The organism is Pseudomonas sp. JL3 (assembly GCF_031570575.1).
Classification (GTDB): domain Bacteria; phylum Pseudomonadota; class Gammaproteobacteria; order Pseudomonadales; family Pseudomonadaceae; genus Aquipseudomonas; species Aquipseudomonas cucumis.
This window is the reverse complement of sequence record NZ_JAKWJK010000018.1, coordinates 77,082-101,323: the sequence shown is the minus strand read 5'-3', so window position 1 is coordinate 101,323 and position 24,242 is coordinate 77,082. Positions and strand designations below refer to the sequence as shown.

At 59.7% G+C, this 24,242-nt stretch carries 20 protein-coding genes; 14 read left to right on the top strand and 6 right to left on the bottom strand.

Annotated features, from left to right (window positions below; all coding sequences use genetic code 11):
* The first annotated feature begins 133 nt into the window (after positions 1-133).
* From recC to MMG91_RS24460, 6 genes are all read left to right on the top strand, one after another.
* Positions 134-3,586 (top strand): exodeoxyribonuclease V subunit gamma, encoded by a 3,453-nt coding sequence (gene recC, locus MMG91_RS24485; RefSeq protein ID WP_310660967.1) that lies wholly within the window; start codon positions 134-136, stop codon positions 3,584-3,586.
* A complete protein-coding gene (recB, locus tag MMG91_RS24480; protein WP_310660966.1) occupies positions 3,583-7,272 on the top strand; it encodes an exodeoxyribonuclease V subunit beta in 3,690 nt (1,229 codons plus the stop codon). The genes recC and recB overlap by 4 nt, the downstream gene beginning before the upstream one ends.
* Positions 7,269-9,377, top strand: coding sequence for an exodeoxyribonuclease V subunit alpha (recD, locus tag MMG91_RS24475; protein ID WP_310660965.1), 2,109 nt, complete (start codon positions 7,269-7,271; stop codon positions 9,375-9,377). The genes recB and recD overlap by 4 nt, the downstream gene beginning before the upstream one ends.
* Before the next feature lie 118 nt (positions 9,378-9,495).
* Positions 9,496-10,071, top strand: coding sequence for a YfiR family protein (locus MMG91_RS24470; RefSeq protein ID WP_310660964.1), 576 nt, complete (start codon positions 9,496-9,498; stop codon positions 10,069-10,071).
* Positions 10,068-11,336: a diguanylate cyclase domain-containing protein gene (locus tag MMG91_RS24465; RefSeq protein ID WP_310660963.1), complete on the top strand. Its 1,269-nt coding sequence runs from the start codon at positions 10,068-10,070 to the stop codon at positions 11,334-11,336. The genes MMG91_RS24470 and MMG91_RS24465 overlap by 4 nt, the downstream gene beginning before the upstream one ends.
* A gap of 5 nt (positions 11,337-11,341) precedes the next feature.
* Positions 11,342-11,845, top strand: coding sequence for an OmpA family protein (locus MMG91_RS24460; protein ID WP_305504372.1), 504 nt, complete (start codon positions 11,342-11,344; stop codon positions 11,843-11,845).
* On the opposite strand, the gene MMG91_RS24455 is transcribed toward MMG91_RS24460, so the two are convergent.
* On the bottom strand, positions 11,842-12,789 hold the full coding sequence (locus tag MMG91_RS24455) for a LysR family transcriptional regulator (protein ID WP_008005554.1): 948 nt from the start codon (positions 12,787-12,789) through the stop codon (positions 11,842-11,844). The two genes, MMG91_RS24460 and MMG91_RS24455, sit on opposite strands and share 4 nt — an antisense overlap.
* A gap of 162 nt (positions 12,790-12,951) precedes the next feature.
* On the opposite strand from MMG91_RS24455, the gene MMG91_RS24450 reads away from it, so the two are divergent.
* A complete protein-coding gene (locus MMG91_RS24450; RefSeq protein ID WP_310660962.1) occupies positions 12,952-14,469 on the top strand; it encodes a CoA-acylating methylmalonate-semialdehyde dehydrogenase in 1,518 nt (505 codons plus the stop codon).
* Between the two features lie 10 nt (positions 14,470-14,479).
* Positions 14,480-15,367 carry a 3-hydroxyisobutyrate dehydrogenase gene (gene mmsB / locus MMG91_RS24445; RefSeq protein ID WP_305448104.1) on the top strand — a complete coding sequence of 296 codons (888 nt, stop codon included), beginning with the start codon at positions 14,480-14,482 and terminating at the stop codon, positions 15,365-15,367.
* Between the two features lie 101 nt (positions 15,368-15,468).
* On the opposite strand, the gene MMG91_RS24440 is transcribed toward mmsB, so the two are convergent.
* From MMG91_RS24440 to MMG91_RS24425, 4 genes are all read right to left on the bottom strand, one after another.
* On the bottom strand, positions 15,469-15,813 hold the full coding sequence (locus MMG91_RS24440) for a cupin domain-containing protein (protein ID WP_007900627.1): 345 nt from the start codon (positions 15,811-15,813) through the stop codon (positions 15,469-15,471).
* A gap of 106 nt (positions 15,814-15,919) precedes the next feature.
* Complete coding sequence (locus MMG91_RS24435; RefSeq protein WP_305448105.1) at positions 15,920-16,291, bottom strand: MerR family transcriptional regulator; 372 nt, start codon at positions 16,289-16,291, stop codon at positions 15,920-15,922.
* A gap of 47 nt (positions 16,292-16,338) precedes the next feature.
* Positions 16,339-16,914 (bottom strand): NAD(P)H-dependent oxidoreductase, encoded by a 576-nt coding sequence (locus MMG91_RS24430; protein WP_305504376.1) that lies wholly within the window; start codon positions 16,912-16,914, stop codon positions 16,339-16,341.
* A 45-nt stretch (positions 16,915-16,959) separates the two neighbouring features.
* Positions 16,960-17,844, bottom strand: a complete 885-nt coding sequence (locus tag MMG91_RS24425; protein ID WP_310660961.1) for a LysR substrate-binding domain-containing protein — start codon at positions 17,842-17,844, stop codon at positions 16,960-16,962.
* Positions 17,845-18,153: 309 nt separating this feature from the next.
* Between MMG91_RS24425 and MMG91_RS24415 the strand changes: the two genes are divergently transcribed.
* On the top strand, positions 18,154-18,918 hold the full coding sequence (locus MMG91_RS24415) for a sulfite exporter TauE/SafE family protein (protein WP_310660960.1): 765 nt from the start codon (positions 18,154-18,156) through the stop codon (positions 18,916-18,918).
* Here the strand turns inward: MMG91_RS24415 and MMG91_RS24410 are convergent.
* A complete protein-coding gene (locus tag MMG91_RS24410) occupies positions 18,908-19,222 on the bottom strand; it encodes a putative quinol monooxygenase (protein WP_305448109.1) in 315 nt (104 codons plus the stop codon). The genes MMG91_RS24415 and MMG91_RS24410 overlap by 11 nt on opposite strands.
* Before the next feature lie 160 nt (positions 19,223-19,382).
* On the opposite strand from MMG91_RS24410, the gene MMG91_RS24405 reads away from it, so the two are divergent.
* The 5 genes from MMG91_RS24405 to MMG91_RS24385 all read left to right on the top strand — a co-directional run bounded on the left by MMG91_RS24405 (position 19,383) and on the right by MMG91_RS24385 (position 24,223).
* Positions 19,383-19,973, top strand: coding sequence for an NAD(P)H-dependent oxidoreductase (locus MMG91_RS24405; protein WP_223570221.1), 591 nt, complete (start codon positions 19,383-19,385; stop codon positions 19,971-19,973).
* Positions 19,974-20,044: 71 nt separating this feature from the next.
* Positions 20,045-20,956: a LysR family transcriptional regulator gene (locus MMG91_RS24400; protein WP_310660959.1), complete on the top strand. Its 912-nt coding sequence runs from the start codon at positions 20,045-20,047 to the stop codon at positions 20,954-20,956.
* Between the two features lie 204 nt (positions 20,957-21,160).
* Entirely contained in the window at positions 21,161-22,606 is a 1,446-nt protein-coding gene (locus MMG91_RS24395) for a SulP family inorganic anion transporter (protein WP_305448110.1), read from the top strand.
* A 5-nt stretch (positions 22,607-22,611) separates the two neighbouring features.
* Positions 22,612-23,688: an amidohydrolase family protein gene (locus tag MMG91_RS24390; protein ID WP_310660958.1), complete on the top strand. Its 1,077-nt coding sequence runs from the start codon at positions 22,612-22,614 to the stop codon at positions 23,686-23,688.
* A gap of 166 nt (positions 23,689-23,854) precedes the next feature.
* On the top strand, positions 23,855-24,223 hold the full coding sequence (locus MMG91_RS24385) for a glyoxalase superfamily protein (protein ID WP_305448114.1): 369 nt from the start codon (positions 23,855-23,857) through the stop codon (positions 24,221-24,223).
* The last annotated feature ends 19 nt before the right edge of the window (positions 24,224-24,242 follow it).

Genomic DNA, 24,242 nt, shown 5'->3' with positions numbered 1-24,242 from the left:
CGTATGCAGGTAGGGGTTTTGTTTTGCCCGCAGGAAAGTTCGTACAGCATCATCGGATCGCTCCCGGCTGTCACAGTCTGCCGACAGTGCTAAGGTTCGGCCCTAGCTTTTGTATTTTCCCAAGGAAGCCTTTATGCCGGACGCTACGTCCCTCAGTGCTGGTTTTATGGTGGTTCACGGCAACCGCCTGGACGAGTTGCGCAGCCTGGTGGTCAGCTGGATGCGGCGCTACCCGCTGGCTCCCTTGGAAAATGAAATCGCCCTGGTACAGAGCAACGGCATCGCCCAATGGCTGAAGCTGGCATTGGCCGAAGACCCTGAAGATGACGACATGGGCGGCTGCGGAATCGCCGCAGCCATCGATGTGCAGTTACCGGGCAGCTTCATGTGGCAGCTCTATCGTATGGTGCTGGGACGTGACGAAATCCCGGTCAAATCCCTTCTCGATAAAGCCCCGCTGACCTGGCGTCTGATGCGTCTGCTACCACAGTTGATTAACCAACCGCACTTCGAACCCCTGCAGCGTTTCCTTACCAATGACACCGACTTACGTAAACGCTATCAATTGGCGGAGCGACTGGCAGACCTGTTTGACCAATATCAGGTCTACCGTGCCGACTGGCTTGAAGACTGGGCAGAAGGTCGTCATCAGCTACGAAATGGCAGAGGCGAAGCCAAAGCCCTGACCCCGGCCAACTGCTGGCAGGCGGAGCTGTGGCGTGCGCTGTTGCTGGATGTTGGTGAGCAAGGCATGGCGCAAAGCCGTGCAGGCGTCCACCAACGCTTTATCGAGCGCATCAATAGCCTCGACGTAGCGCCCAGTGGTTTACCTTCACGGGTGATCGTTTTCGGGATTTCTTCACTGCCTGCTCAAGCCCTGGAAGCGCTTGCCGGGCTTGCTCGATTCAGCCAGGTCTTGCTGTGCGTACACAACCCATGCCGTCACCATTGGGCGGACATCGTCGCCGATAAAGATCTGTTGCGACATCAGTACAAGCGTCAGGCTCGCAAGAGCGGCATGCCGATTGTGTTCGACTCGCAAACGCTCCATCAGCATGCCCACCCGCTACTGGCTGCGTGGGGTAAGCAGGGGCGGGATTACATTAATCTGCTCGACAGCTACGACGATCCCAATAGCTATCGCTCGGCGTTTCGCGACGGGCGCATCGACCTTTTCAGCGAAAACCAGCCACTGAACATGCTCAATCAGTTGCAGGACGACATCCTGGAATTGCGTCCCTTGAAGGAGACTCGCGAGCGTTGGCCTGCTGTCGATCTGAAAAAGGACGAATCGATCCGTTTTCACATTGCCCATAGCGCTCAGCGCGAAGTAGAGATCCTCCACGATCAGTTGCTCGCACGATTCAGTGCTGATCCAGACCTGAGGCCTCGCGACGTAATCGTGATGGTCCCGGATATCGACAGTTATGCCCCGCACATCCGTGCTGTCTTTGGTCAGCTTGATCGCTTTGATCCGCGCTTCATTCCTTTCACACTTGCGGATCAAGGCCAGCGCGGCCGGGATCCGCTACTGATCGCTGTCGAACACCTGCTCAAGCTGCCCGACAGTCGCTTCCCTGTCAGCGAGATCCTTGATCTGCTTGATGTTCCGGCATTACGCGCTCGGTTTGGCGTAGAGGAACGTGACCTGCCGACCTTGCATCGCTGGATTGAAGGCGCAGGTATCCGGTGGGGGATGAACGCCGAGCAGCGCGCGGGTCTGGGCCTGCCGGCAGAGCTGGAGCAAAACAGTTGGCGTTTCGGTCTGCGACGGATGCTGCTGGGTTATGCCGTGGGCAGCGCCAGTGCCTGCGAGGGGATCGAACCCTACGACGAGATTGGTGGTCTGGATGCCGCGCTCATAGGTCCTTTGGTGGCACTATTGGATGCTCTGGAAATTGCCCACCAGGAACTCACTCAACCTGCAGCGCCCAAACAATGGGGCGCGCGCTTGCAAGCGCTGGTGCAGTTGTTCTTCCTGGCCAGTAACGAGCATGACGACTACTTGCTGGCCCAACTCGAAGAGCTGCGCGAGAGCTGGCTTGAAACCTGCGAGTCCGTAGGTTTGCAGGACGAGTTACCTCTGACCGTAGTCCGGGAAGCCTGGCTGGCGGGTCTCGACCAAGGTCGCCTGTCTCAGCGTTTCCTCGCCGGGGCCGTTAACTTCTGTACCTTGATGCCCATGCGAGCGATCCCGTTCAAACTGGTTTGCCTGCTTGGCATGAATGACGGCGATTACCCTCGCGCGCAGCCGCCGCTGGACTTCGACCTGATGGGCAGCGACTACCGCCCCGGCGATCGTTCCCGGCGCGAGGATGATCGCTATCTGTTGCTGGAAGCATTGTTGTCCGCACGCGACCAACTCTATATCAGCTGGGTCGGCCGCAGTATTCGGGACAACAGCGAGCGCCCTGCTTCGGTGTTGATAGGGCAGTTGCGTGACCATCTCGGCAGCGGCTGGCGACTGCACGATGACAATGATGACCTGCTTGAATCCATGACTCAGGAACACCCGCTGCAACCTTTCAGCCATCGCTACTTTCATGAGGGCGATGATTTATTCAGCTACGCCAGCGAGTGGCAGGTTCTTCATCAAGCCAGTGATCGGGCAACTGATATCGAAGTGCTTGAACCCTACGTCCAGGACGAACCGCTGAGCCTGGGTCAGCTGCAGGATTTTCTGCGCAACCCGGTACGACATTTCTTCAGTCAGCGGCTCAAAGTGTTCTTCGAGGCTGCCGAAGTGCCTTTGGCAGATGAAGAGCCATTTGTTCTCGACGCGCTGCAACGCTATAGCCTCAGCGACAGCTTGCTCGAAGCGGCGCTGGGGCAACTGGAGCAAACCGATCAAGTACTGGCGGCGCAGGCAAAACGCCTGCAAAACAGCGGGCTCTTGCCCATGGCCGGTTTTGGTGAATGCCTTCAGCGAGAGTTGATCGAGCCGCTGCCGGATCTGCTGCAGCGCTATCAGCAACTTCTGGCGTTATGGCCAACCCCGCTCACCAGCGCGTTGCCGGTGAGTCTGGAACTGCACGAGCTGCGTCTGGAGGGTTGGCTCAGTGGCCTGCATCAACGCGCAGATGGCGGATTGTTGTCGGTTACTACGATTCCCAACAGCATTGGTTCGATCAAGGCCCGCAAATGGCATCGCCTGACGCGACCTTGGGTCAATCACCTGGTGGCCTGTGCCAGCGGCATGCCGATGACCACTGCGTTGGTGGCCAGCGACGACAGTTTGTTACTCGGTCCAATGGAGGAGGCTGCAGCATCCCGGGTTCTGGGCGACCTGTTGTTGGCCTGGCAAACGGGCATGCGCCAACCGCTGCCGATTGCAGTAAAAACAGCGTTCGCCTGGCTCGCCCAAACCGACCGGGCCAAAGCTGACGCCGCTGCCCGCAAGGCCTATGAAGGCGACGGCCAGACCACCGACGGCGAGCGCCGCGAAAGCGCTGCACTCGCTCGGCAATTCGCCGATTACGATGCACTGATTGCCGACGAAACCTTCCCCGATTGGTGCGATGCTTTGTATCGGCCTCTGCTTGAAGCCCCTTGGCGTTCATTGACCAGCGAGGAGGCGCGCTCATGACCACGAAAACACCGCTGGCCCTGGCATTCCCCCTGCGTGGTAGCCAACTGATCGAAGCCAGCGCCGGGACCGGCAAGACCTTCACCATTTCTGCGCTGTACTTGCGTCTGGTTCTTGGTCACGGCGGTGAGTCGAGTGGTTTTGGCCGTGAATTGCTGCCGCTGCAAATCCTCGTGGTGACCTTCACCGATGCCGCGACCAAAGAGCTGCGCGAACGTATTCGCACACGGCTGGCTGAAGCCGCACGGTTTTTCCGCGATGAGACGCCGGCTCCGGATGGCCTCATTGCCGAATTGCGCGAGCAGTACCTCCCCAAACAGTGGTCCGGCTGTGCAAACCGCCTGGACATCGCCGCCCAGTGGATGGACGAAGCAGCCGTTTCGACCATCCACAGTTGGTGCCAGCGCATGTTGCGCGAACATGCGTTCGACAGTGGCAGCCTGTTCACCCAGACCCTGGAAACCGATCACAGCGATTTGCTCGGCGAAGTCCTGCGCGACTACTGGCGACTGTTCTGCTATCCGATGCAAGGCGATGCGTTGAGCTGGGTTCGCGGCAACTGGGGTGGTCCGGCGGCGTTATTGCCGCGAGTGCGTGGGTTGTTCGCCAGCGAGCGTGACAGCGTTGCAAGTAAAGAACCTGCCGAGTTGATCGCCGAATGCCTGCAGGAGCGACGGGCCGCTTTGCTCGAACTCAAGATGCCTTGGCGACAATGGGCGGATGAGTTGCTTGCCATCTGTCACCAGGGCGTCGCGAGCAAAAGCGTCGATGGCCGCAAGATGCAGCCGCGCTACTTTGAACCCTGGTTCGAGAAACTTCGGGCCTGGGCCGAAGATGAGTCTCTCGAGCCACTGGACATTGGCACCGGCTTCACTCGCCTGACCCCCGATGGCATGGCTGAAGCCTGGAAGGGTGAAGCTCCTCGTCATCCCGGTCTCGATGCGATGCCCGGTCTCAAGACCAGTCTCGATGGTTTGCCGACTCCTGACGCCGCCGTGCTGCAACACGCTGCGCATTGGGTCGGAGCACGGTTCGAGGAAGAAAAGCGTCGCCGCGCGGAAATGGGCTTCGATGACATGCTGCTGCGTCTTGATGCGGCTTTGCAGTCCGAAGGCGGTGAGCGCCTGGCAACCCTGATCCGCGAGCAGTTCCCGGTCGCGTTGATTGACGAATTCCAGGACACCGACCCGGTGCAGTATCGAATCTTCGAGAGCATTTATCGCATCGAAGACAACAATCCTGAAACCGGTCTGTTTCTGATCGGCGACCCGAAGCAGGCGATCTATGCCTTCCGCGGTGCCGACATTTATACCTACCTGCGTGCCCGCCAAGCTACCACTGGCCGCCTGCATACCCTGGGCACCAACTTCCGTTCCAGTCATGGCATGGTCAACGCGGTGAACCATGTGTTCGAGCGCGCCGAATCCCGTGAGTTGGGGCGCGGAGCATTCCTGTTCCGTGAGAAGAATGGCGAGAATCCGGTACCGTTTCTGCCCGTCGAATCTCAGGGGCGCAAAGAAGTCCTGCACGTTGATGGTCAGGTTGTACCTGCCCTGAACATCTGGCATTTGTCCTCTGATCAACCACTGTCCGGCGTGGTGTATCGACAACAATTGGCTGCCGCCTGCGCCAGTGAAATCACCGCGTTGCTCAATGGCGGCCAGCAAGGCCGTGCGGGTTTTATCCAGGACGGTAAGGATTTCAGAGGTCTGCTGCCGGCGGATATCGCAATTCTGGTGCGCGATGGCAAAGAGGCCCAGGCCGTGCGCGGCGAACTTTCCGCCCGTGGCGTGCGTAGTGTTTACCTGTCAGACAAGGACTCGGTATTCGCCGCGCAGGAAGCCCATGACCTGCTGACCTGGCTCAAGGCGTGTGCCGAGCCGGATGTCGAGCGTCCCCTACGTGCTGCGCTGGCCTGCATCACCCTGAATCTTTCACTGGCGGAACTGGAGCGACTGAATCAGGACGAACTGGCCTGGGAAGCCCGTGTCATGCAGTTTCGCGGTTATCGCGAGCTCTGGCGTAAGCAGGGTGTGCTGCCAATGCTGCGGCGTTTGCTGCACGACTTCCAACTGCCCCAGGCGTTGATCGCGCGCAATGATGGCGAGCGTGTGCTGACCAACCTGCTGCACCTGTCCGAGCTGCTGCAGCAGGCTGCCGCTGAACTCGATGGCGAACAAGCGCTGATCCGTCATTTGTCCGAGCATCTGGCGTTGTCCGGTCAGGCAGGCGAAGAACAGATCCTGCGCCTGGAAAGCGATGAGCAACTGGTCAAGGTCGTGACCATCCACAAATCCAAAGGGCTTGAATATCCGTTGGTGTTTCTTCCGTTCATTTGCTCGGCAAAACCGGTGGATGGCAGCCGTTTGCCGCTGCATTACCATGACGCCGAGGGCAAGGCACAAGTGAGCTTGAAGCCGACGGTCGAGTTGATTGCCCAAGCCGACGATGAACGTTTGGCCGAAGACCTTCGCTTGCTCTATGTCGCCCTGACCCGGGCACAACATGCTTTATGGCTCGGTGTGACTGACCTCAAGCGCGGCAATAACAACGGTTCGACGTTGCACCTTTCAGCCTTGGGTTATCTGCTGGGTGGTGGTGCGCCATTGGCCGAGTCGGCCGGGTTGCGGCGATGGCTGGAAGATTTGCAGCAGGACTGCCCGGCGCTGAACTACGGTGAAATGCCTGAAGCGAGCGCCGAGCATTACCATCCACCGCGCAATGAAGCGACCTTGCTTGCGCCGTTGATACCCAAGCGCAAGGCCAGCGAAAACTGGTGGATCGCCTCCTACAGTGCCTTGCGCATTGGTGACAGTCTAAGCGTGGGCAGCGACGAAGCGCCGGAGAGCCCGCAAGCACAAAAGCTTTTTGACGACGAACGTCTCGATCCGCAAGCGCCGCGAGAAGTGATTGCTGGCGGGGCTGATATCCATCGATTCCCTCGCGGACCGAACCCCGGCACTTTTCTCCATGGATTGCTCGAATGGGCCGGTGACGAAGGTTTTACCGCTGCACCACAGACGGTGGAAGACGCCATCGCCCGTCGCTGCAATCGCCGTGGCTGGGAAGGCTGGATCACGACGTTGAGTGACTGGCTGCAGCACTTGCTCAAATCCCCGCTGCACATCGGCGGCGGGCAGGCACCGGTGGTGTTCGAGCAACTGACCCAATACCGGGTCGAGATGGAGTTCTGGTTCGCCAGCCACAAAGTCGATGTGCTCAAACTCGATGAACTGGTGCGCCAACACACCCACAACGGCGTGGCCAGGGTGGCCGCCGAACCGGTGCTGCTCAATGGCATGTTCAAAGGCTTCATCGACCTGACGTTCGAACACAACGGTCGTTATTACGTCGCCGACTACAAATCCAACTGGTTGGGCGTCGATGACGCAGCCTATACCGAGCAGGCCATGGAGCAGTCGATTCTCGATAACCGTTACGACCTGCAATATGTGTTGTACCTGCTCGCCCTGCATCGCCAACTGAAGGCGCGGCTGGTCGATTACGATTACGATCGGCATGTCGGTGGGGCGTTGTACCTGTTCCTTCGCGGTACTCGTGCGGCCAGCCAGGGCGTGTATTTCGCCCGTCCGCCACGGGAGCTGATCGAGCGTCTGGACCGGTTGTTCCAGGGCAAGCCAGAGCCCAAGACCGAACCCGCCTGGGAACAGGGAGTACTGCTATGACTCGCACCTTCGCCGATTTGCTGCCCACGCCGTTGGCGGCCGAAAGTCTGGCGGATCTGGCGCCCCTGAGTCGCGCAGATGACTTGTTGCTGCTGCTCACGCGCTGGGTCGAACGCGGTTGGCTGCGGGCGCTGGACAAGGCCTTCGTAGCCTTTCTCCACGAACTCGCCCCCGACGATGACCCACTGGTGCTGCTGGCTGCGGCGTTGACCAGTCACCAGTTGGGTCACGGCCATGTTTGCCTGGATCTGTTTGAAACGCTGAAAGAGCCGGACTTCGCTCTGTCGCTGCCGCCGGAAGGTGATCTGCAAAGTGGCGCGATGTTGCTGCCGTCGCAATTGCTTGAGGCGCTGGACGGTGCTCATTGGTGCAAGGTCCTGGCGTCCAGCACCCTGGTGGCTCTGGCCGTCGACGGTCGTGAAGCCGCGCAGCACCGACCATTGGTGCTGTCGGGTAAACGCCTGTACCTGCGCCGCTACTGGGCTTATGAGCGGCGCATCGACAACGCCCTGCGTCAGCGCCTGGCGGTACACGAAACAACACCGAGTGATTTGCCCCAACGCCTGATCGGCCTGTTCGGTCCAGCCAGGCCTGATGAAGTGATCGACTGGCAGAAGCTCGCTTGCGCCCTGGCCACCCGTAGCGCATTCAGCATCGTCACCGGCGGCCCGGGAACCGGTAAAACCACCACAGTCGTGCGCTTGCTCGCATTGCTCCAGGCGCCCGCGATTGAGGCTGGTAAACCGCTGCGCATTCGTCTCGCTGCACCCACTGGCAAAGCTGCCGCGCGATTGACCGAGTCCATCAGCCAGCAGGTTCAAACCCTGGAAGTTGCTGAAACAGTACGGGAGAAGATCCCGTCGGATGTGACCACCGTACACCGTTTACTCGGCAGTCGTCCCGGTACCCGGCATTTCCGGCACCATGCCGGCAATCGCTTGCCGCTGGATGTATTGGTGGTGGACGAAGCCTCGATGATCGACCTGGAAATGATGGCCAATCTGCTCGACGCATTGCCGGCCCATGCCCGTCTGGTGCTGCTCGGTGACAAGGATCAACTGGCGTCGGTAGAGGCTGGTGCCGTGCTGGGCGATCTGTGCCGCGATGCCGAAGCCGGGTGGTACAGCCCGCAGACACGCCACTGGCTGGAGGCGGTCAGCGGTGAAAGCCTGCGTACCAGCGGCTTGCACGAAGACGTCAACGGAACGCATCCCCTGGCTCAGCAAGTCGTGATGCTGCGTCACTCACGGCGCTTCGGCGAGGGCAGCGGCATTGGCCAGTTGGCCCGTTGGGTCAACCGCCAGCAACCCGAGGAAGCTCGCCGTTTGTTGGCGGCAGGAAGTCACAACGACGTATTTTCCCTTCCGCTCAAGGGTGAGCATGACCGGGCGCTGGAACGGTTGCTGCTAGAAGGCCATGGCGAGGGGCCGCAAGGTTATCGGCATTACCTGAGTCTTTTGCGCAGTCAGCGGCCACCGCTCGACTGCCCGCTCGATGATCCACGCTGGGCCGATTGGGCTCGACTGGTGCTGCAAGCTTTCGACGCCTTCCAGCTATTGTGCGCGGTACGCAAAGGGCCTTGGGGTGTGGAAGGCTTGAATCAGCGTGTGACCGACGCGCTGCTCAAGGCTCGGCTGATCGACAGCGACCACCAGTGGTACGAAGGTCGGCCCGTGCTGATGACTCGCAACGACTATGGCTTGGGTTTGATGAACGGCGATATTGGCATTGCTCTCAAGCTGCCGGAACGTGAGGGGCCCGAGGCTGGACGACAAGTGTTGCGTGTGGCCTTCCCGCGCAACGATGGTCAGGGCGGTGTGCGCTTTGTCCTGCCAAGTCGGCTCAACGATGTCGATACCGTGTACGCCATGACCGTACACAAATCCCAGGGCTCGGAATTTGCCCATACAGCGTTGATTCTGCCGGACGCCCTGAACCCTGTGCTCACTAAGGAGCTGATCTATACCGGAATAACCCGGGCCAAACACTGGTTCACCCTGATTGAGCCTCGCGCCGGCGTATTCGAAGAGGCCGTGCGGCGCAAGGTCAAGCGCTTGAGCGGGTTGATGCTGGAGCTGGAAGAGGGGATCGAGCCCGGTCACTGAGCGGGCAACGCCAGACGACGGAATCTGTCCGAAGTGCCGTGGTAAGTGGCCTCGCTGGTGTTTCGGTGCTGTGCTATCGTTGCGGCATCATTTTGTTGCGATCGAAGAGAATCCCTGCATGAAGGTGGCTGTCCGGGCGACAGAGCGCGTTGTTGGCTGCAAGCAAGTGTTGCTTGCCGGCCTTCTCTGTTTGTTGACGGGCGCTGCCTTCGCTCAGCCGGAAACCGACGTAAGCAAGGCCGACCAGCGCGCCAGATCGGTGACTCAAGTGGTGCTCGGGATCCTCAGTTATGCCCGGTGGCCTATTGAGCCTCAACAGTTGCGACTGTGCGTGGTCGGTCCTACCGAGTACACCGACGACCTGGTCAAAGGCACTACCCAGGCCACTGGTCGGCCCGTCACAGTGCGACGACTATTGGCCGACAACCCGGCGATTGCCGGGGAATGCGATGCGGTGTACATCGGCAAGCTGACCAGCGACGAACGCAGTCGGCTATTCGCCTCGCTCACAGGGCGCCCGGTGGTGAGCATCAGCGAAGGCGGCGATCAGTGTACCGTCGGCAGTCTGTTCTGTTTGCGGGTCGGTGATGAACAAGTGTCCTTCGAGGTCAACCTCGACTCGGTCGCCCGCAGCGGTGTGCGCATTCATCCCAGCGTGCTGCAACTGTCGCGCCGCAAGCTGGCGGCACCATGAGCCTATTCAAATCTCGTATACGTCCGACCCTGGGGTCGGTAATCGGCCGTGGACATTTGATCGTCGCTTTGGTGGGTGTGGCCATGGCCAGTGTTTCGTTGACCCTGCTGGGGGTTCTGGCCTTGCGGGTTTATGCTGATCACAACCTGCATCTGATCGCCCGTTCGATCAATTACACCGTGGAAGCCGCAGTGGTGTTCAACGATAAGTTCGCCGCCACCGAAGCGCTGGCATTGATCGCGTCCACCGAAGAAGTGGCCGACGCACAGGTTATGGACGAGCAAGGCGAGTTGCTCGCACGTTGGCAACGACCGGAAACGGGGTTGCTCTCCGATCTTGAAATGCAGGTCGCCCGGGCGATTCTGGAAAAACCCATCAGCATGCCGATCGTCCATCAAGGTCAGGAAATCGGCAGCATTCTACTCACCGGTCACGGCGGCAGCCTGATGCGCTTTTTACTCAGTGGTCTGATGGGGATTGTCTTGTGTACCGCCGTCAGTGCCTGGGTTGCGCTCTATCTGGCGCGTCGACAATTGCGGGAGATCATCGGTCCCTTGCGCAGTCTGGCTACTGTAGCTCACGCCGCCCGCAGCGAGCGAGCCTTCGACCGGCGCGTGCCGTCCGCCGATATTGCCGAACTCGACAACCTGGGTAACGACTTCAATGCCTTGCTCGATGAACTCGAATCCTGGCAGACCCACCTGCAAAGCGAAAACGAAACCCTGGCCCACCAGGCCAGTCATGACAGCCTGACCGGACTGCCGAATCGAGCATTTTTCGAAGGCCGCCTGATGCGTGCCTTGCGCAATGCCAGCAAGTTGGATGAGCGAGTGGCCGTGCTGTTTCTCGACAGCGACCGGTTCAAGGAAATCAATGATAACTTTGGCCATGCTGCCGGCGATGCGGTGCTGGTCGCCGTGGCAACCCGGGTTCGTGCGCAGTTGCGTGAAGAGGACTTGGTCGCGCGTCTGGGCGGCGACGAGTTTGCAATCCTGCTGACACCGCTGCACAAGGCCGAAGACGCCGAACGGATTGCTGACAAAATTATCGCCAGCATGGAAGCGCCGATCCAATTGCCGGGCAGTATCCAGGTGTTGACTTCACTCAGTATCGGCATCGCCGTGTACCCCGATCATGGGGTTACACCAGGTGAGTTGCTCGATGCTGCCGACGCCGCGATGTACCAGGCCAAACGCCTTTCCCGAGGCGCACAGCAAACGGCAGGGGCGGAACTCCCTGTCGCCCATGTTCAAACCAGGAGCTAATTTTTGTGTTCACCTTCAATCAGCGTTCGCTGCGATTTTTCACGATCACCCTGTTCCTGGCCTTGCTGGCATTGACCGGTTGCCAGACGGCACCGCAAAAGGGCCTGACCCCGGCGCAGATCGCAGTGCTCAAGCAGCAAGGTTTCGAAATGACGGATGATGGCTGGGCCTTTGGCCTGTCAGGCAAAGTTTTGTTCGGCAGCGATGTCGAGAGTCTCAACCCCGCCAGTACCGAGATCGTCGAGCGTATTGGCAAGGCGTTATTAAGTGTGGAAATCGAGCGCGTAAGAATCGACGGCCACACCGATGCTTCGGGCACAGAGTCCTATAACGAACAGCTTTCCCTGCGTCGCGCGAAAAGCGTCGGCAAGGTGTTGGCCGCTGCCGGTATAAAAGAAGAAAACATCCAACTGCGTGGCTTGGGCAGCAGTAAGCCCGTCGCTTCCAATGACACCGCGATTGGACGCACCGAGAACCGTCGTGTATCGATCGTGGTGAGCGCGGATTAATCGGCGAACAACATCTCCCGACTTTCCCCCATCAATAGCGCTTGATTCTGCTCGGTAACGCCACGGATGTAATCCCACAACAACGTGATCCGCTTGAGCTTGCGCAGGTCTTCCCGGCAGTACATCCAGAACTGCCGGGTAATGGTGATCTCTTGCGGCAACACCGGCAGCAGTCGTGGGTCCTGAGCTGCCAGGAAGCACGGCAGAATCGCCAGTGACCGTCCCTGCTGAGCGGCCACGAACTGCGCGATCACACTGGTGCTGCGCAGATTGGCACTGGCACCGGGCAACACATTTGCCAGGTACAGCAGCTCCGAGCTGAATGCCAGATCGTCCACATAACTGATGAATTGATGTTTACCCAAGTCTGCCGGGCGGCGGATCGGTGGGTGCTTGTCCAGATAATCCTGGGTCGCATACAACTGCAATCGGTAGTCGCAGAGTTTGCAGCACACATACGGGCCGTGCTCCGGCCGCTCCAGCGCGATGACGATGTCTGCCTCGCGCTTGGACAGGCTGATGAAGTGCGGCAGAGGCAGGATGTCCACCGAGATCGCCGGGTAGGCGTCGACGAAATGGCTCAGCTGCGGGGTGATGAAAAAGCTGCCGAACCCTTCGGTGCAGCCCATGCGCACATGCCCGGACAAGGCCACGCCGGAGCCTGAAACCTGCTCGCAGGCCATGTGCAGAGTGCTTTCGATCGACTCGGCGTAACCCAGCAGACGCTGGCCTTCAGCAGTCAGGACGAAACCGCTGGTCCGGGATTTTTCGAACAGCAACGTGCCCAACGAGGCTTCCAGCGAACTGATGCGTCGCGACACGGTGGTGTAGTCCACCGCCAGGCGCTTGGCCGCGGTGCTGGCCTTGCGAGTGCGGGCAACCTCGAGGAAAAACTTGAGGTCATCCCAGTTCAACGAGCCTAAGGACGTGATGTTTTTTTGCATGATGGACCGGCTTTTATGTGCGTTCTTATTAGAAGTTTGCACATCTATACTCCAAAAACAGTCCGATAACCAATTCGCGGCACACGCCTCATCTCAAGGCGACTTTCTCGCCTTGGCTCCAAAGATAGCTCTCTTAATAAGAACAACGTCCCGGAGACCAACATGAACGCATCGCTAGAAACCACCGTGCAAAAGGTCAAGTTGTTGATCGATGGCGAGTGGGTCGAATCCCAGACCACCGAATGGCACGACATCGTCAATCCGGCGACCCAGCAAGTGCTGGCCAAAGTCCCCTTCGCGACCGCCGCTGAAGTCGATGCCGCCATCAGCGCGGCCCACCGCGCCTTCCAGACCTGGAAGCTGACGCCGATCGGCGCACGGATGCGCATCATGCTCAAGCTTCAGGCGCTGATTCGCGAGCACTCCAAGCGTATTGCCGTGGTGCTCAGCAATGAGCAGGGTAAAACCATCGCCGACGCTGAGGGCGATATCTTCCGTGGCCTGGAAGTGGTCGAACACGCCTGTTCCATTGGCAGCCTGCAAATGGGCGAGTTCGCCGAGAACGTCGCTGGCGGTGTCGATACCTACACCCTGCGTCAGCCGATCGGCGTCTGCGCCGGCATTACCCCGTTCAACTTCCCGGCGATGATTCCCCTGTGGATGTTCCCGATGGCCATCGCCTGCGGCAACACCTTCGTGCTCAAGCCTTCCGAGCAGGATCCGATGTCGACCATGCTGTTGGTGGAACTGGCGATTGAAGCCGGTATTCCGCCGGGTGTGCTCAACGTCGTTCATGGTGGCAAGGATGTGGTGGATGCGCTTTGCACCCACAAGGACATCAAGGCTGTTTCGTTCGTCGGTTCGACCGCGGTCGGTACGCATGTCTACGATCTGGCCGGCAAACACGGCAAGCGCGTGCAATCGATGATGGGCGCCAAGAACCACGCCGTTGTGCTGCCCGATGCGAATCGCGAGCAAGCCCTCAATGCTCTGGTCGGCGCCGGTTTCGGTGCGGCCGGGCAACGCTGCATGGCCACCTCGGTGGTGGTGCTGGTGGGCGCGGCCAAACAATGGCTGCCAGACCTGAAAGCGCTGGCGCAGAAACTCAAGGTCAATGCCGGCAGCGAGCCGGGCACTGATGTTGGCCCGGTGATTTCCAAGCGGGCCAAGGCGCGGATTCTCGAGTTGATCGAAAGCGGCATCAAGGAAGGCGCCAAGTTGGAACTGGACGGTCGCGACATCACTGTTCCAGGCTACGAGCAGGGCAACTTTGTCGGCCCGACCCTGTTCTCCGGCGTAACCCCTGAGATGCAGATTTATACACAGGAAATCTTCGGCCCTGTGCTGGTGGTGCTGGAAGTCAATACGCTCGATGAGGCCATCGCCCTGGTCAACGCCAACCCATTCGGCAACGGCACGGGTTTGTTCACCCAGAGTGGTGCGGCGGCGCGTAAATTCCAGTCGGAAATCGACGTTGGCCAGGTCGGCATCAACATCCCGATTCCGGTGCCGGTGCCGTTCTTCAGCTTCACCGGTTCCCGTGGTTCGAAGCTCGGTGACCTCGGTCCGTATGGCAAGCAAGTGGTGCAGTTCTACACTCAAACCAAGACCGTCACTGCGCGCTGGTTCGACGATGACAGCGTCAATGACGGTGTGAACACCACCATCCACTTGCGTTAAGGAGCCGGACATGAAAATCGCTTTTATCGGTCTCGGCAACATGGGCGCGCCGATGGCGCGCAACCTGATCAAGGCCGGCCATTCGCTGCGGCTGGTCGACCTGAACAAAACTGTGCTGGCAGAGCTCGAGCAATTGGGCGGCAGCATCAGCGCTTCGGCACGTGAAGCGGCTCAAGATGCAGAATTGGTCATCACCATGCTGCCAGCCGCTGTGCATGTGCGCAGCGTCTGGCTGGGCGAAGACGGCGTGCTGGCGGGGATCGCCAAAGGCGTGCCCGCAGTGGATTGCAGCACCATCGATCCGCAGACGGCGCGCGATGTTGCCGCAGCGGCTGCCAAACAAGGCGTGGCCATGGCCGATGCCCCGGTTTCTGGCGGTACCGGCGGTGCCGCGGCCGGGACGCTGACTTTCATGGTTGGCGCCACGCCTGAGCTGTTCGCGACCCTGCAACCGGTGCTGGCGCAAATGGGCCGTAACATCGTCCATTGTGGCGAAGTCGGCACCGGGCAAATCGCCAAAATCTGCAATAACCTGCTGCTGGCGATTTCCATGATCGGCGTCAGCGAGGCCATGGCCTTGGGTGATGCTCTGGGAATCGACACGACGGTGCTGGCGGGAATCATCAACAGTTCCACCGGGCGTTGCTGGAGTTCGGAGATGTACAACCCGTGGCCGGGTATCGTCGAAACGGCGCCGGCCTCGCGTGGCTATACCGGCGGTTTCGGTGCCGAACTGATGCTCAAGGATCTGGGGCTGGCCACTGAGGCGGCACGTCAGGCGCACCAACCGGTGGTGCTCGGCGCGGTGGCGCAGCAGTTGTATCAGGCGATGAGTCAGCGTGGGGAAGGGGGTAAGGACTTCTCGGCGATCATCAACAGCTATCGCAAACCCCAATAACGGGTTTTTGTGGCGAGGGAGTATGCTCCCTCGCCACAGGGTTTGTGCATGCCGATTTTTTTGCCGAGAGACCACGTCGGGTGGTCTCTCGGTTTTTTGCATCAGGCAAACACGAAATACTTGCGCACGGTCTCAACCACTTCCCACGTGCCTTTCATACCCGGCTCGATGACGAAAATATCACCGGCGCGAAGATGGATCGGCGCCATGCCTTCCGGGGTGATGATGCAGTAGCCTTCCTGGAAATGGCAGTATTCCCACTTCACGTATTCCACGTACCACTTGCCCGGCGTGCAGATCCAGGTGCCCATGATCTTGCTGCCATCTTCGCTGGTGTACGCGTTGAGGTTGACGGTGTGCGGGTCGCCTTCGAGTTTTTCCCATTTGCAGGCGTCGAGTACGGGCAGCGGGTGAGTGTCGCGAAGGACGGTAATCGGTGCGGTCATGATGACTCCGGGCAGTGGGTTCAAGAACTGAAGTCGCACCCTATAGCGCCCATACACCGTTCAGTTGTCTGTATTCGACATTGAGCTGTCCAGAAACGCGCAGACCTCAAAGACTTTCCAGCGGGCAATCGGCTTTGGCCTGTGTGAGGCTGGCTTCGAACTCGACCAATTGATCGTGTTGATGCCTGAGTGCGGCAATCCTCTCGCTGATTTCGCACTTCTTGGCGTCGATGGCTTGCTGCGCCAATGACCAAGGCATCGCCAGGCCTTGATGTCCAGTAAAAATCGCCTGCAACTCCTTGAGTTTGAAGCCCAATTGCTGGGCGCATTTGATGAAGCTCAGCAGGTCGACGCTGTGTTGGTCATAGACGCGGTAGTTGCCCCTGCGCCGGGCGGGAGGCAACAGACCGATGGCCTCATAGTGACGGATACTCTTGATCGTCGTGCCCGAGCGATGCGCGGCTTGGCCGATGTACATGAAAAGTCCTTTTTTGCCGAGGTAAGCCAGCCCCATTATCGGCGGACTCATCGGCTGGCGATAGCCTGGGCTTGCAGCAGCCAGGTTTCGCGCTGACCGGCGCTGGACCCCAGGACCGGCCCGAAGGTGAGCGTGCGCTGAGGTAGGATGCCGCAAAATGCCAGGGTGGTTTTGCGCATCTGATGCAGCCCGGGCATGCGGTAGATCCAGCGGTAATACCAGGGGGGCGTGTCCATGGTCACGAGCAGATGCGCGCTGCGGCCATGCAGCAATTTGTCGGGAAAGGCCTTGCCTTCGCGATACTTGAAGGCGAAGCCCGGAAGCAACACCCGATCAAGAAAACCCTTGAGCAAGGCCGGTACGCCACCCCACCAGATCGGGTAGACCAGGGTCAGGTGTTCGGCCCACAGAATGTCCGCCTGAGCGCGGCGCAAGTCGGCTTCCAGCGGCTGCACCTGTTGATAACCTTCGTGTAGCACCGGGTCGAAGTCCATTTTTCCTAGAAACAACTGGCGCACCTCATGCCCGGCACGCAACGCCGATTGTGCGTAGCGTTCGGCAAGTGCGCCGCAGAAACTGTTGCTCGAGGGATGACCTAGAATCACCAGAATTCGTTTGCTCATCGTAACGGTCCCTGAAGATGAAACCTCAAGGGTAAAGTCTGCCCCTCAGGGGAGAGTCAAGACGTTCAGCAAGGCTTGGGCATAACCGGGCAGCACGGCGAAGTCCCGGGCGCACAGCAACAGTTTGCGTCGCGCCCACGGCTCTTTCAGTGTGACGCTTTTGAACGGCGTTTCTGCCGACCAGCGTTCGACCGCCGCCAAGGGCACAATCGCCAGCCCGGCACCTCGGGCGACCATGCGCATCACGCCATTGAAGCCATCGGCGCGAATGCGGATCTGCATCCGTAAGCCGCTATGCAGGGCTTGTTCTTCCAGGTAAACGGCCAAGGCGCTGTTGGCGTTCAGGCCAACATAATCGTGGTGCAAGGTGGCGCTGAAACTTAACGCTCCGGTGTCGGCCAAGGGGTGATCACACGGCAAGATCAGCACCAGTGGGTCGTCACGGAAATAGCGGGTCTGGAGGCCCTCGGTATCCACGGCGTCGGACACGATGCCAAGGTCCGCCGCACTTTGGCGCAAGGCATGAGTAATGCGCGCGCTGGGCAGTTCTTGCAGGTCGATGTCGAGGTTCGGATGGTCGCGCAGAAAGTCTGCCAGCAGCTCCGGCAGGTACTCGGTGATCGCTGTGGTATTGCACAACAACCGCACCTGACCTTTGACCCCTTTGGCGTATTCGGCCAGGTCCTGCTGCATGCGCTCGGTCTGTTGCAAAAGGACTCGGGCGTGCTGCGCCAGGGCTTTGCCGGCGGGCGTCGGCGTTATGCCGCGACGGCCGCGTTCCAGAAAATCAGTGCCGAGTGAAAATTCCATCGCGCGGATTCGTGCGCTCGCCGCTGCCAGAGACAGATGACTGCGAGCGGCGCCGGCGGTGATGTTGCCGGTGTCGAGGATGTTCAGGTAGAGGCGCAGGTCGGTCAGGTCGAAGTTCATACAGTATCCGGANCCAGAGACAGATGACTGCGAGCGGCGCCGGCGGTGATGTTGCCGGTGTCGAGGATGTTCAGGTAGAGGCGCAGGTCGGTCAGGTCGAAGTTCATACAGTATCCGGAAGATCGTTCCCACGCTCTGCGTGGGAATGCAGCCCGTGACGCTCCGCGTCACATGCAGAAGCGGACGCAGAGCGTCCATTGAGCCATTCCCACGCAGAGCATGGGAACGATCAATGCCTCTTGTAGAGCAAGAGGCAGCCTCAGTATATGGCAGATTTTCAAGGCAACCTTCAGGGCTCACCATAGCCCCATGAATACACTCGCCGCGTTCTACCAACATCTGGGCTTTGCCCTGTCCTTATTGGTCATCGCCACCTTCCTGCTAGCCGGAATGATCAAAGGCGTGATCGGTCTCGGACTGCCAACCATCGCCATGGGCTTGCTAGGTCTGGCTATGGCTCCGTCGCAGGCTGCGGCGTTATTGATCATTCCCGCTACCCTGACCAACGTCTGGCAACTGGCATTCGGCGGACATTTGCGCGGGCTGCTGAACCGCTTGTGGCCGATGCTGCTGGCGATTTTCATCGGCACGGGCGCCGGTACTTTGTGGATCGGCATGGCCGGTGGGCATTGGGTCGTGCGTGGGCTGGGGGCGGCGTTGTTGATTTACGCCTTGAGCGGGTTGTTCCTGCCGACCTTGCACATCGGCAGTCATACCGAGCGTTGGTTCGGTCCGCTGTGCGGTGTGCTGACGGGCATCATCACCTCGGCCACCGGCGTCTTCGTGATTCCGGCGGTGCCTTATCTGCAAGCGCTGGGCTTGAGCAAGGATGAACTGGTGCAGGCGCTGGGCCTATCGTTCACCGTCTCGACCCTAGCATTGGCCGCCGGCCTGTTATGGCGCGGCGCCCTAGGCGGTGGCGAGTTGAGCGCGTCACTGCTGGCGCTGATTCCGGCAGTGCTCGGCATGCTGCTGGGGCAATGGCTGCGCCAGCGGATCAGCGCCGTGTTGTTCAAGCGCGTGTTCTTCATCGGCCTCGGCGTGCTCGGCGGCCACTTGCTGATCAGCGGGTAGCGGACGAAGTGCTGAGCATCTCGATTGGGCGGATATCAAAATCCCGCTCCAGATACTCCATGCGCATGTCGAGGAACTGCTTCATGTGCGGCAGGTTCGAGTGCACGTCCAGATGCGCCTGGGATTGCCAGATCTCGTAGAAGATAAACAGCGTCGGATCCTGTTTGTCTCGCAGCATGTGGTACTCGATGCAGCCGGGTTCGGCGCGACTCGGTTCGACATAGGCACGGAAGAACGCTTCGAAGGCCTCGGCTTTTTCCGGGCGGGTCTTGGCGTGCAGGATGAAGCCTTGCAGTTCGCTCATCAGGTTGTCCTTGAAAGTCAGAATCGGCGCAAGTTTATGGCAACAATCCACTGTCGATTCGTGCGTATTGGTCAAATGAATTTTGCTGGTTGAGCGCTTATTCCGCGCGAGTCGACTCGCTACTCTGCCGCCATCGAATTTCAACCTTGCGAGACTTCTCATGAAAAAAGTCCTATTGCTCAATGGCGGCAAAAAATTTGCCCACTCCGATGGTCGCTACAACACGACGCTGCACGAAGCCGCGTTGAGCGTGCTGGATCGCGGCGGTGTGGATGTGAAAGCCACGTTCATCGACGAGGGGTACGACGTCGCGGAGGAAGTCGCCAAATTCCTCTGGGCCGATGTGATCATTTATCAGATGCCCGGCTGGTGGATGGGCGCGCCCTGGACCGTCAAGAAGTACGTCGATGAAGTCTTCACCGAAGGCCATGGCAGCCTCTACGCCAGCGATGGCCGCACGCGCTCCGATGCGTCGCAGAAGTACGGCAGCGGCGGTTTGCTGCACGGTAAGAAATACATGCTGTCGCTGACCTGGAACGCGCCGCAGCAAGCCTTCGACGACCCGACCGACTTCTTCGAAGCCAAAGGCGTGGATGCGGTGTACTTCCCGTTCCACAAGGCCAACACCTTCCTCGGCATGACCGGTTTGCCGACCTTCCTGTGCGTCGATGTGATGAAACGCCCGAACGTCGAAGCCGATGTGGCGCGTTATGAGCAGCACTTGAGCGAGGTGTTTGGCTTACCGGCCTGAGTTTTCCGGCTAGTATCCGTCGCAACGGCGGGAAAGATCGCAGCCACGCCGATTAGCGAACGAGGACACACGTGAAAGCCAGATCCGATGAGTTGCAGATTTTCGTCTGCGTGATTGAATGCGGGTCGATTTCAGCTGCGGCCGAACAGGTCGGGCAAACGCCGTCGGCGGTCAGCCGCACGTTGTCGCGACTGGAGGCCAAGCTCGACACCACGCTGATCAACCGCACCACGCGGCGCATGGACCTGACCGAAGAGGGCAAATACTTCTTCGAGCACGCCAAGCTGATTCTCGATCAGATGGACGAACTTGAAGAGCGCCTGTCCTCACGCCAGCAAACCCCCTCCGGGCGTTTGCGAATCAACGCCGCCTCGCCATTCATGCTGCACGCCATCGTGCCGTACATCGATGAGTTCCGCCGTCTCTACCCGGACATCCAGCTCGAACTCAACAGCAACGACCTGATCATCGACCTGCTCGAACAAAGCACCGACATCGCCATCCGCATTGGCACACTGGCCGACTCGACCCTGCACGCCCGCTCCCTGGGTTGCAGCCCGCTGCACATCGTCGCCAGCCCGGCGTATCTGGAGCAACACGGCATACCGGCCGCCGTTGCCGATCTGGCCGAACATACGCTGCTGGGTTTCACCCAGAACGAAGGCCTCAACCAATGGCCGTTGCGCTATGTCCACGGTGATCGCTGGCCGATCCAGGCGTCGATCAGTGCGTCCAGTGGCGAGACGATCAGGCATTTGGCGCTGGCAGGGCAGGGCATCGCCTGTTTGTCGCACTTCATGACCATCGACGACATCCGCGTCGGTCGCTTGCAGGTGCTGCTGGCGGAGTTCAACAGCGGATATCGCCAACCGATCAACGCGGTGTACTACCGCAACTCGCAACTTGCCCTACGGATTCAGTGCTTCCTGGACTTCATCCAGGGTAAATTGGCGGCTTATGCGATTGCCGATTTCAAGGGATGATGCGTAGACCGCATCATCGTTCTTCGCGAGCAAACCCGCTCCCACAGTGGACTTGCGTCGATTCACGATGATGAGAACGACACAGGACCAATGTGGGAACGGGCTTGCTCGCGAAAGCGTTTTTGGCAACCCATTAACTGGCCGGCTCACCTTCAATTCCGTAACATCCGCCTCTCTTCTCCCGCCTGTATTTTTAGGTAAACCATGAAATCCAAACGTCTGCGCGCCGATGTCCTGGCCGGGCTCACGACCTCTTTCGCCCTGCTGCCCGAATGCATCGCCTTCGCGCTGGTGGCCCACCTCAATCCATTGATGGGGCTTTACGGCGCTTTCGTCATCTGCACCCTGACTGCGCTGTTTGGTGGGCGGCCGGGGATGGTCTCTGGTGCTGCCGGATCGATGGCCGTGGTGATTGTCGCGCTGGTGGTGCAGCACGGCGTGCAGTACTTGCTGGCAACTGTGCTGCTGGGCGGGTTGATCATGCTGGCGTTCGGTCTGTTGAGGCTGGGCAAACTGGTACGCATGGTGCCGCATCCGGTGATGCTCGGCTTCGTCAATGGCCTGGCGATCGTCATCGCCTTGGCCCAGTTGGAGCACTTCAAAAGCGGTGAAACCTGGCTCAGTGGCGATCCGCTGTACATGATGATCGGGCTGGTGGCGCTGACGATGGCCATCGTCTACCTGATGCCGCGCCTGACACGTGCCGTGCCGCCGGCGCTGGTGGCGATTCTGGGCGTTGGGCTGGCGGTTTACCTGCTCGGCTTGCCGACACGAACCCTGGGCGACATGGCGCATATTGCCGGTGGTTTGCCGAGCTTCGCGCTGCCAGACATCCCCTGGAGTCTGGAAACCCTGCGCATCATCGTCCCCTACGCGATATTGATGGCGATGGTCGGCTTGCTGGAAACCCTGTTGACCCTGAACCTCACCGACGAGATCACAGAGAGTCGTGGCTATCCGGACCGCGAGTGCGTGGCGCTCGGAGCCGCCAACATAGTTTCTGGCGTGTTCGGTGGCATGGGCGGTTGCGCCATGATCGGGCAAACCATGATCAACCTCAGCTCTGGCGGTCGCGGTCGGCTGTCCGGTGCCGTGGCCGGGGGGATGATTCTGCTGTTCATTCTGTTTCTTTCGCCGCTGATCGAGCGTATCCCGCTGGCGGCCCTGGTGGGGGTGATGTTCGTGGTGTCGCAGCAGACCTTTGCCTGGGCTTCGCTGCGGGTGTTGAACAAGGTGCCGCTCAACGATGTCTTGGTGATCCTTGCTGTTACGGTGATTACGGTGTTCACCGATCTAGCCGTCGCCGTGATGTGCGGGATCATCATTGCGGCGCTCAACTTTGCCTGGCAACAGGCCCGCGAGCTGTATGCCGACAGCTATCAGGAAAGCGACGGCAGCAAACTCTACCGCCTGCACGGCACACTGTTTTTCGCCTCTACCACGCCATTCCTCAATCAGTTCGACCCTGCCAATGACCCGGCCCAGGTGACCCTTGATTGTCGCCACCTGAGCTTCGTCGACTACTCGGCCATTGCTGCCCTGAAGACATTGCGCGAGCGCTACGCCAAGGCTGGCAAGCAGCTACGCGTGCTGCATTTGTCCGAACGCTGCAAGAAACTGCTCAAACGCGCCAGCGAGCATCACGACTGAAATCAATGGGTGATCGTTCCCACGCTCTGCGTGGGAATGCCTCACCGGACGCTCTGCGTAGCGGCGTCGGCAGCCGCTTTCTCGACCCGGCGGGCACGCCTGAGCAGTCGGCGTTCTACGAGCAGATCGTCGGCGATATCGAGTCGACCTTGCGTCAGCATCTGTCGGCGTTCGATGAGTCGCGTTTCGCCGATGCGGTGAAACTGCTGGGCAAGGCGCGGATGATTCACGCCTTCGGCATGGGCGGCTGCTCAACCTTGTGCAGCGATGAACTGCAAGTGCGACTGGTGCGCCTTGGCTACCCGATTGCGGTGTGTCACGACCCGGTGATGATGCGCGTCACCGCCGCCAGCCTGGGTGCGGCAAATACCACCCTGAACGTGGCCGCATTGGTGGGCCATACCGCGCTGCGCAGCAATCACTTGGACGACCTGTTTCGCACGGCCACCGCCGATGAAATCAGCGCAATGCGCGAGCAACTGCGCGAAAGCCTTGAGGCCGGTGCCTTGGGGTTATCCACAGGCCTGGCGTATGCCAACGCCTTCTCGGCTTCTACCGAAGAGGTGATGCAACTGACTGAAGAGCTGACTGCATTCGGGGCGGTCTACACTACCCATTTGCGCAGTGAATTCGAACCGGTGCTGGAGGCCATGGACGAAGCCGACGTACGAAGAATCCTCGCGCATCCGCTGTCGATGGTTGGCTCCGACGGTTTGCCGGAAGACCCGTTTCCTCATCCACGGCTGTGGGGCGCGTTCCCACGGGTGCTCGGACATTTCAGTCGCGACGTCAGGCTGTTTGCGCTGCACACCGCCGTACACAAAATGACCGGACTGTCGGCGGCGCGGTTTGGCTTGAAGCAACGTGGCGAAATTCGCGAAGGGTATTGGGCGGATCTGGTGTTGTTCGATCCTGCGACGATTCGCGATGTGGCGGACTTCAACGATCCGCAACGGGCGGCAGAAGGGATTGATGGGGTTTGGGTAAATGGTGTCTTGAGTTACAGCGAAGGTCAGGCGAACGGGAGGAGAGAGGGGCGGTTTCTGGCTCGGGAAGGGGACTTGCGTAAAGGGTTTCATTGATTCGGTGATGCCGAAAGAACACAGCCCCTGTAGGCGCTGCCGAAGGCTGCGATCTTTTGATCTGCGTTTAATGGTGGCACATCGCGATTAAAGAAAGCCGTTACCAAGCCGAAGCGCTGACATCCAGCCCAGCTACACTGGGCTCATTCAGTCAGGGAGTTACCCCATGAGCTTCGGCAAAACCACCCCGATCCTGCGGATTTTCGATGAAACCAAGGCGTTGGAGTTCTACGTTGAGTTCCTGGGGTTCAAGATCGACTGGCAGCACCGCTTCGAAGTGAACTTCCCGTTGTACCTGCAAGTGTCGCGTGGTGAATGCGTACTGCATCTGTCCGAACACTACGGCGACGCGACACCGGGCTCAGCCCTGCGCATCGAGACCGATGAGCTGGAAGTGTTCCAGCAGCAATTACTGGCCAAGGAATATTCTTTCGCTCGCCCACAGATTCAGGCCATGCCCTGGGGGAGCCAGGACATGACTGTGACTGATCCGTTCGGGAATCGGTTGGTGTTTACCAATGCGATCAGCGTCTGAGCGAATCGGTGATTTCACT

Bases quoted from the DNA above. Each gene is read 5' to 3' on its own strand.
- recD (WP_310660965.1), top strand. From the start codon at position 7,269: ATGACTCGCACCTTCGCCGATTTGCTGCCCACGCCGTTGGCGGCCGAA.
- MMG91_RS24405 (WP_223570221.1), top strand. From the start codon at position 19,383: ATGAAAAAAGTCCTATTGCTCAATGGCGGCAAAAAATTTGCCCACTCC.
- MMG91_RS24435 (WP_305448105.1), bottom strand. From the start codon at position 16,291: ATGTACATCGGCCAAGCCGCGCATCGCTCGGGCACGACGATCAAGAGT.
- recB (WP_310660966.1), top strand. From the start codon at position 3,583: ATGACCACGAAAACACCGCTGGCCCTGGCATTCCCCCTGCGTGGTAGC.
- MMG91_RS24430 (WP_305504376.1), bottom strand. From the start codon at position 16,914: ATGAGCAAACGAATTCTGGTGATTCTAGGTCATCCCTCGAGCAACAGT.
- MMG91_RS24390 (WP_310660958.1), top strand. From the start codon at position 22,612: ATGGGTGATCGTTCCCACGCTCTGCGTGGGAATGCCTCACCGGACGCT.
- MMG91_RS24440 (WP_007900627.1), bottom strand. From the start codon at position 15,813: ATGACCGCACCGATTACCGTCCTTCGCGACACTCACCCGCTGCCCGTA.
- MMG91_RS24415 (WP_310660960.1), top strand. From the start codon at position 18,154: ATGAATACACTCGCCGCGTTCTACCAACATCTGGGCTTTGCCCTGTCC.
- MMG91_RS24465 (WP_310660963.1), top strand. From the start codon at position 10,068: ATGAGCCTATTCAAATCTCGTATACGTCCGACCCTGGGGTCGGTAATC.
- mmsB (WP_305448104.1), top strand. From the start codon at position 14,480: ATGAAAATCGCTTTTATCGGTCTCGGCAACATGGGCGCGCCGATGGCG.
- MMG91_RS24425 (WP_310660961.1), bottom strand. From the start codon at position 17,844: ATGAACTTCGACCTGACCGACCTGCGCCTCTACCTGAACATCCTCGAC.
- MMG91_RS24395 (WP_305448110.1), top strand. From the start codon at position 21,161: ATGAAATCCAAACGTCTGCGCGCCGATGTCCTGGCCGGGCTCACGACC.
- recC (WP_310660967.1), top strand. From the start codon at position 134: ATGCCGGACGCTACGTCCCTCAGTGCTGGTTTTATGGTGGTTCACGGC.
- MMG91_RS24450 (WP_310660962.1), top strand. From the start codon at position 12,952: ATGAACGCATCGCTAGAAACCACCGTGCAAAAGGTCAAGTTGTTGATC.
- MMG91_RS24385 (WP_305448114.1), top strand. From the start codon at position 23,855: ATGAGCTTCGGCAAAACCACCCCGATCCTGCGGATTTTCGATGAAACC.
- MMG91_RS24455 (WP_008005554.1), bottom strand. From the start codon at position 12,789: ATGCAAAAAAACATCACGTCCTTAGGCTCGTTGAACTGGGATGACCTC.
- MMG91_RS24410 (WP_305448109.1), bottom strand. From the start codon at position 19,222: ATGAGCGAACTGCAAGGCTTCATCCTGCACGCCAAGACCCGCCCGGAA.
- MMG91_RS24470 (WP_310660964.1), top strand. From the start codon at position 9,496: ATGAAGGTGGCTGTCCGGGCGACAGAGCGCGTTGTTGGCTGCAAGCAA.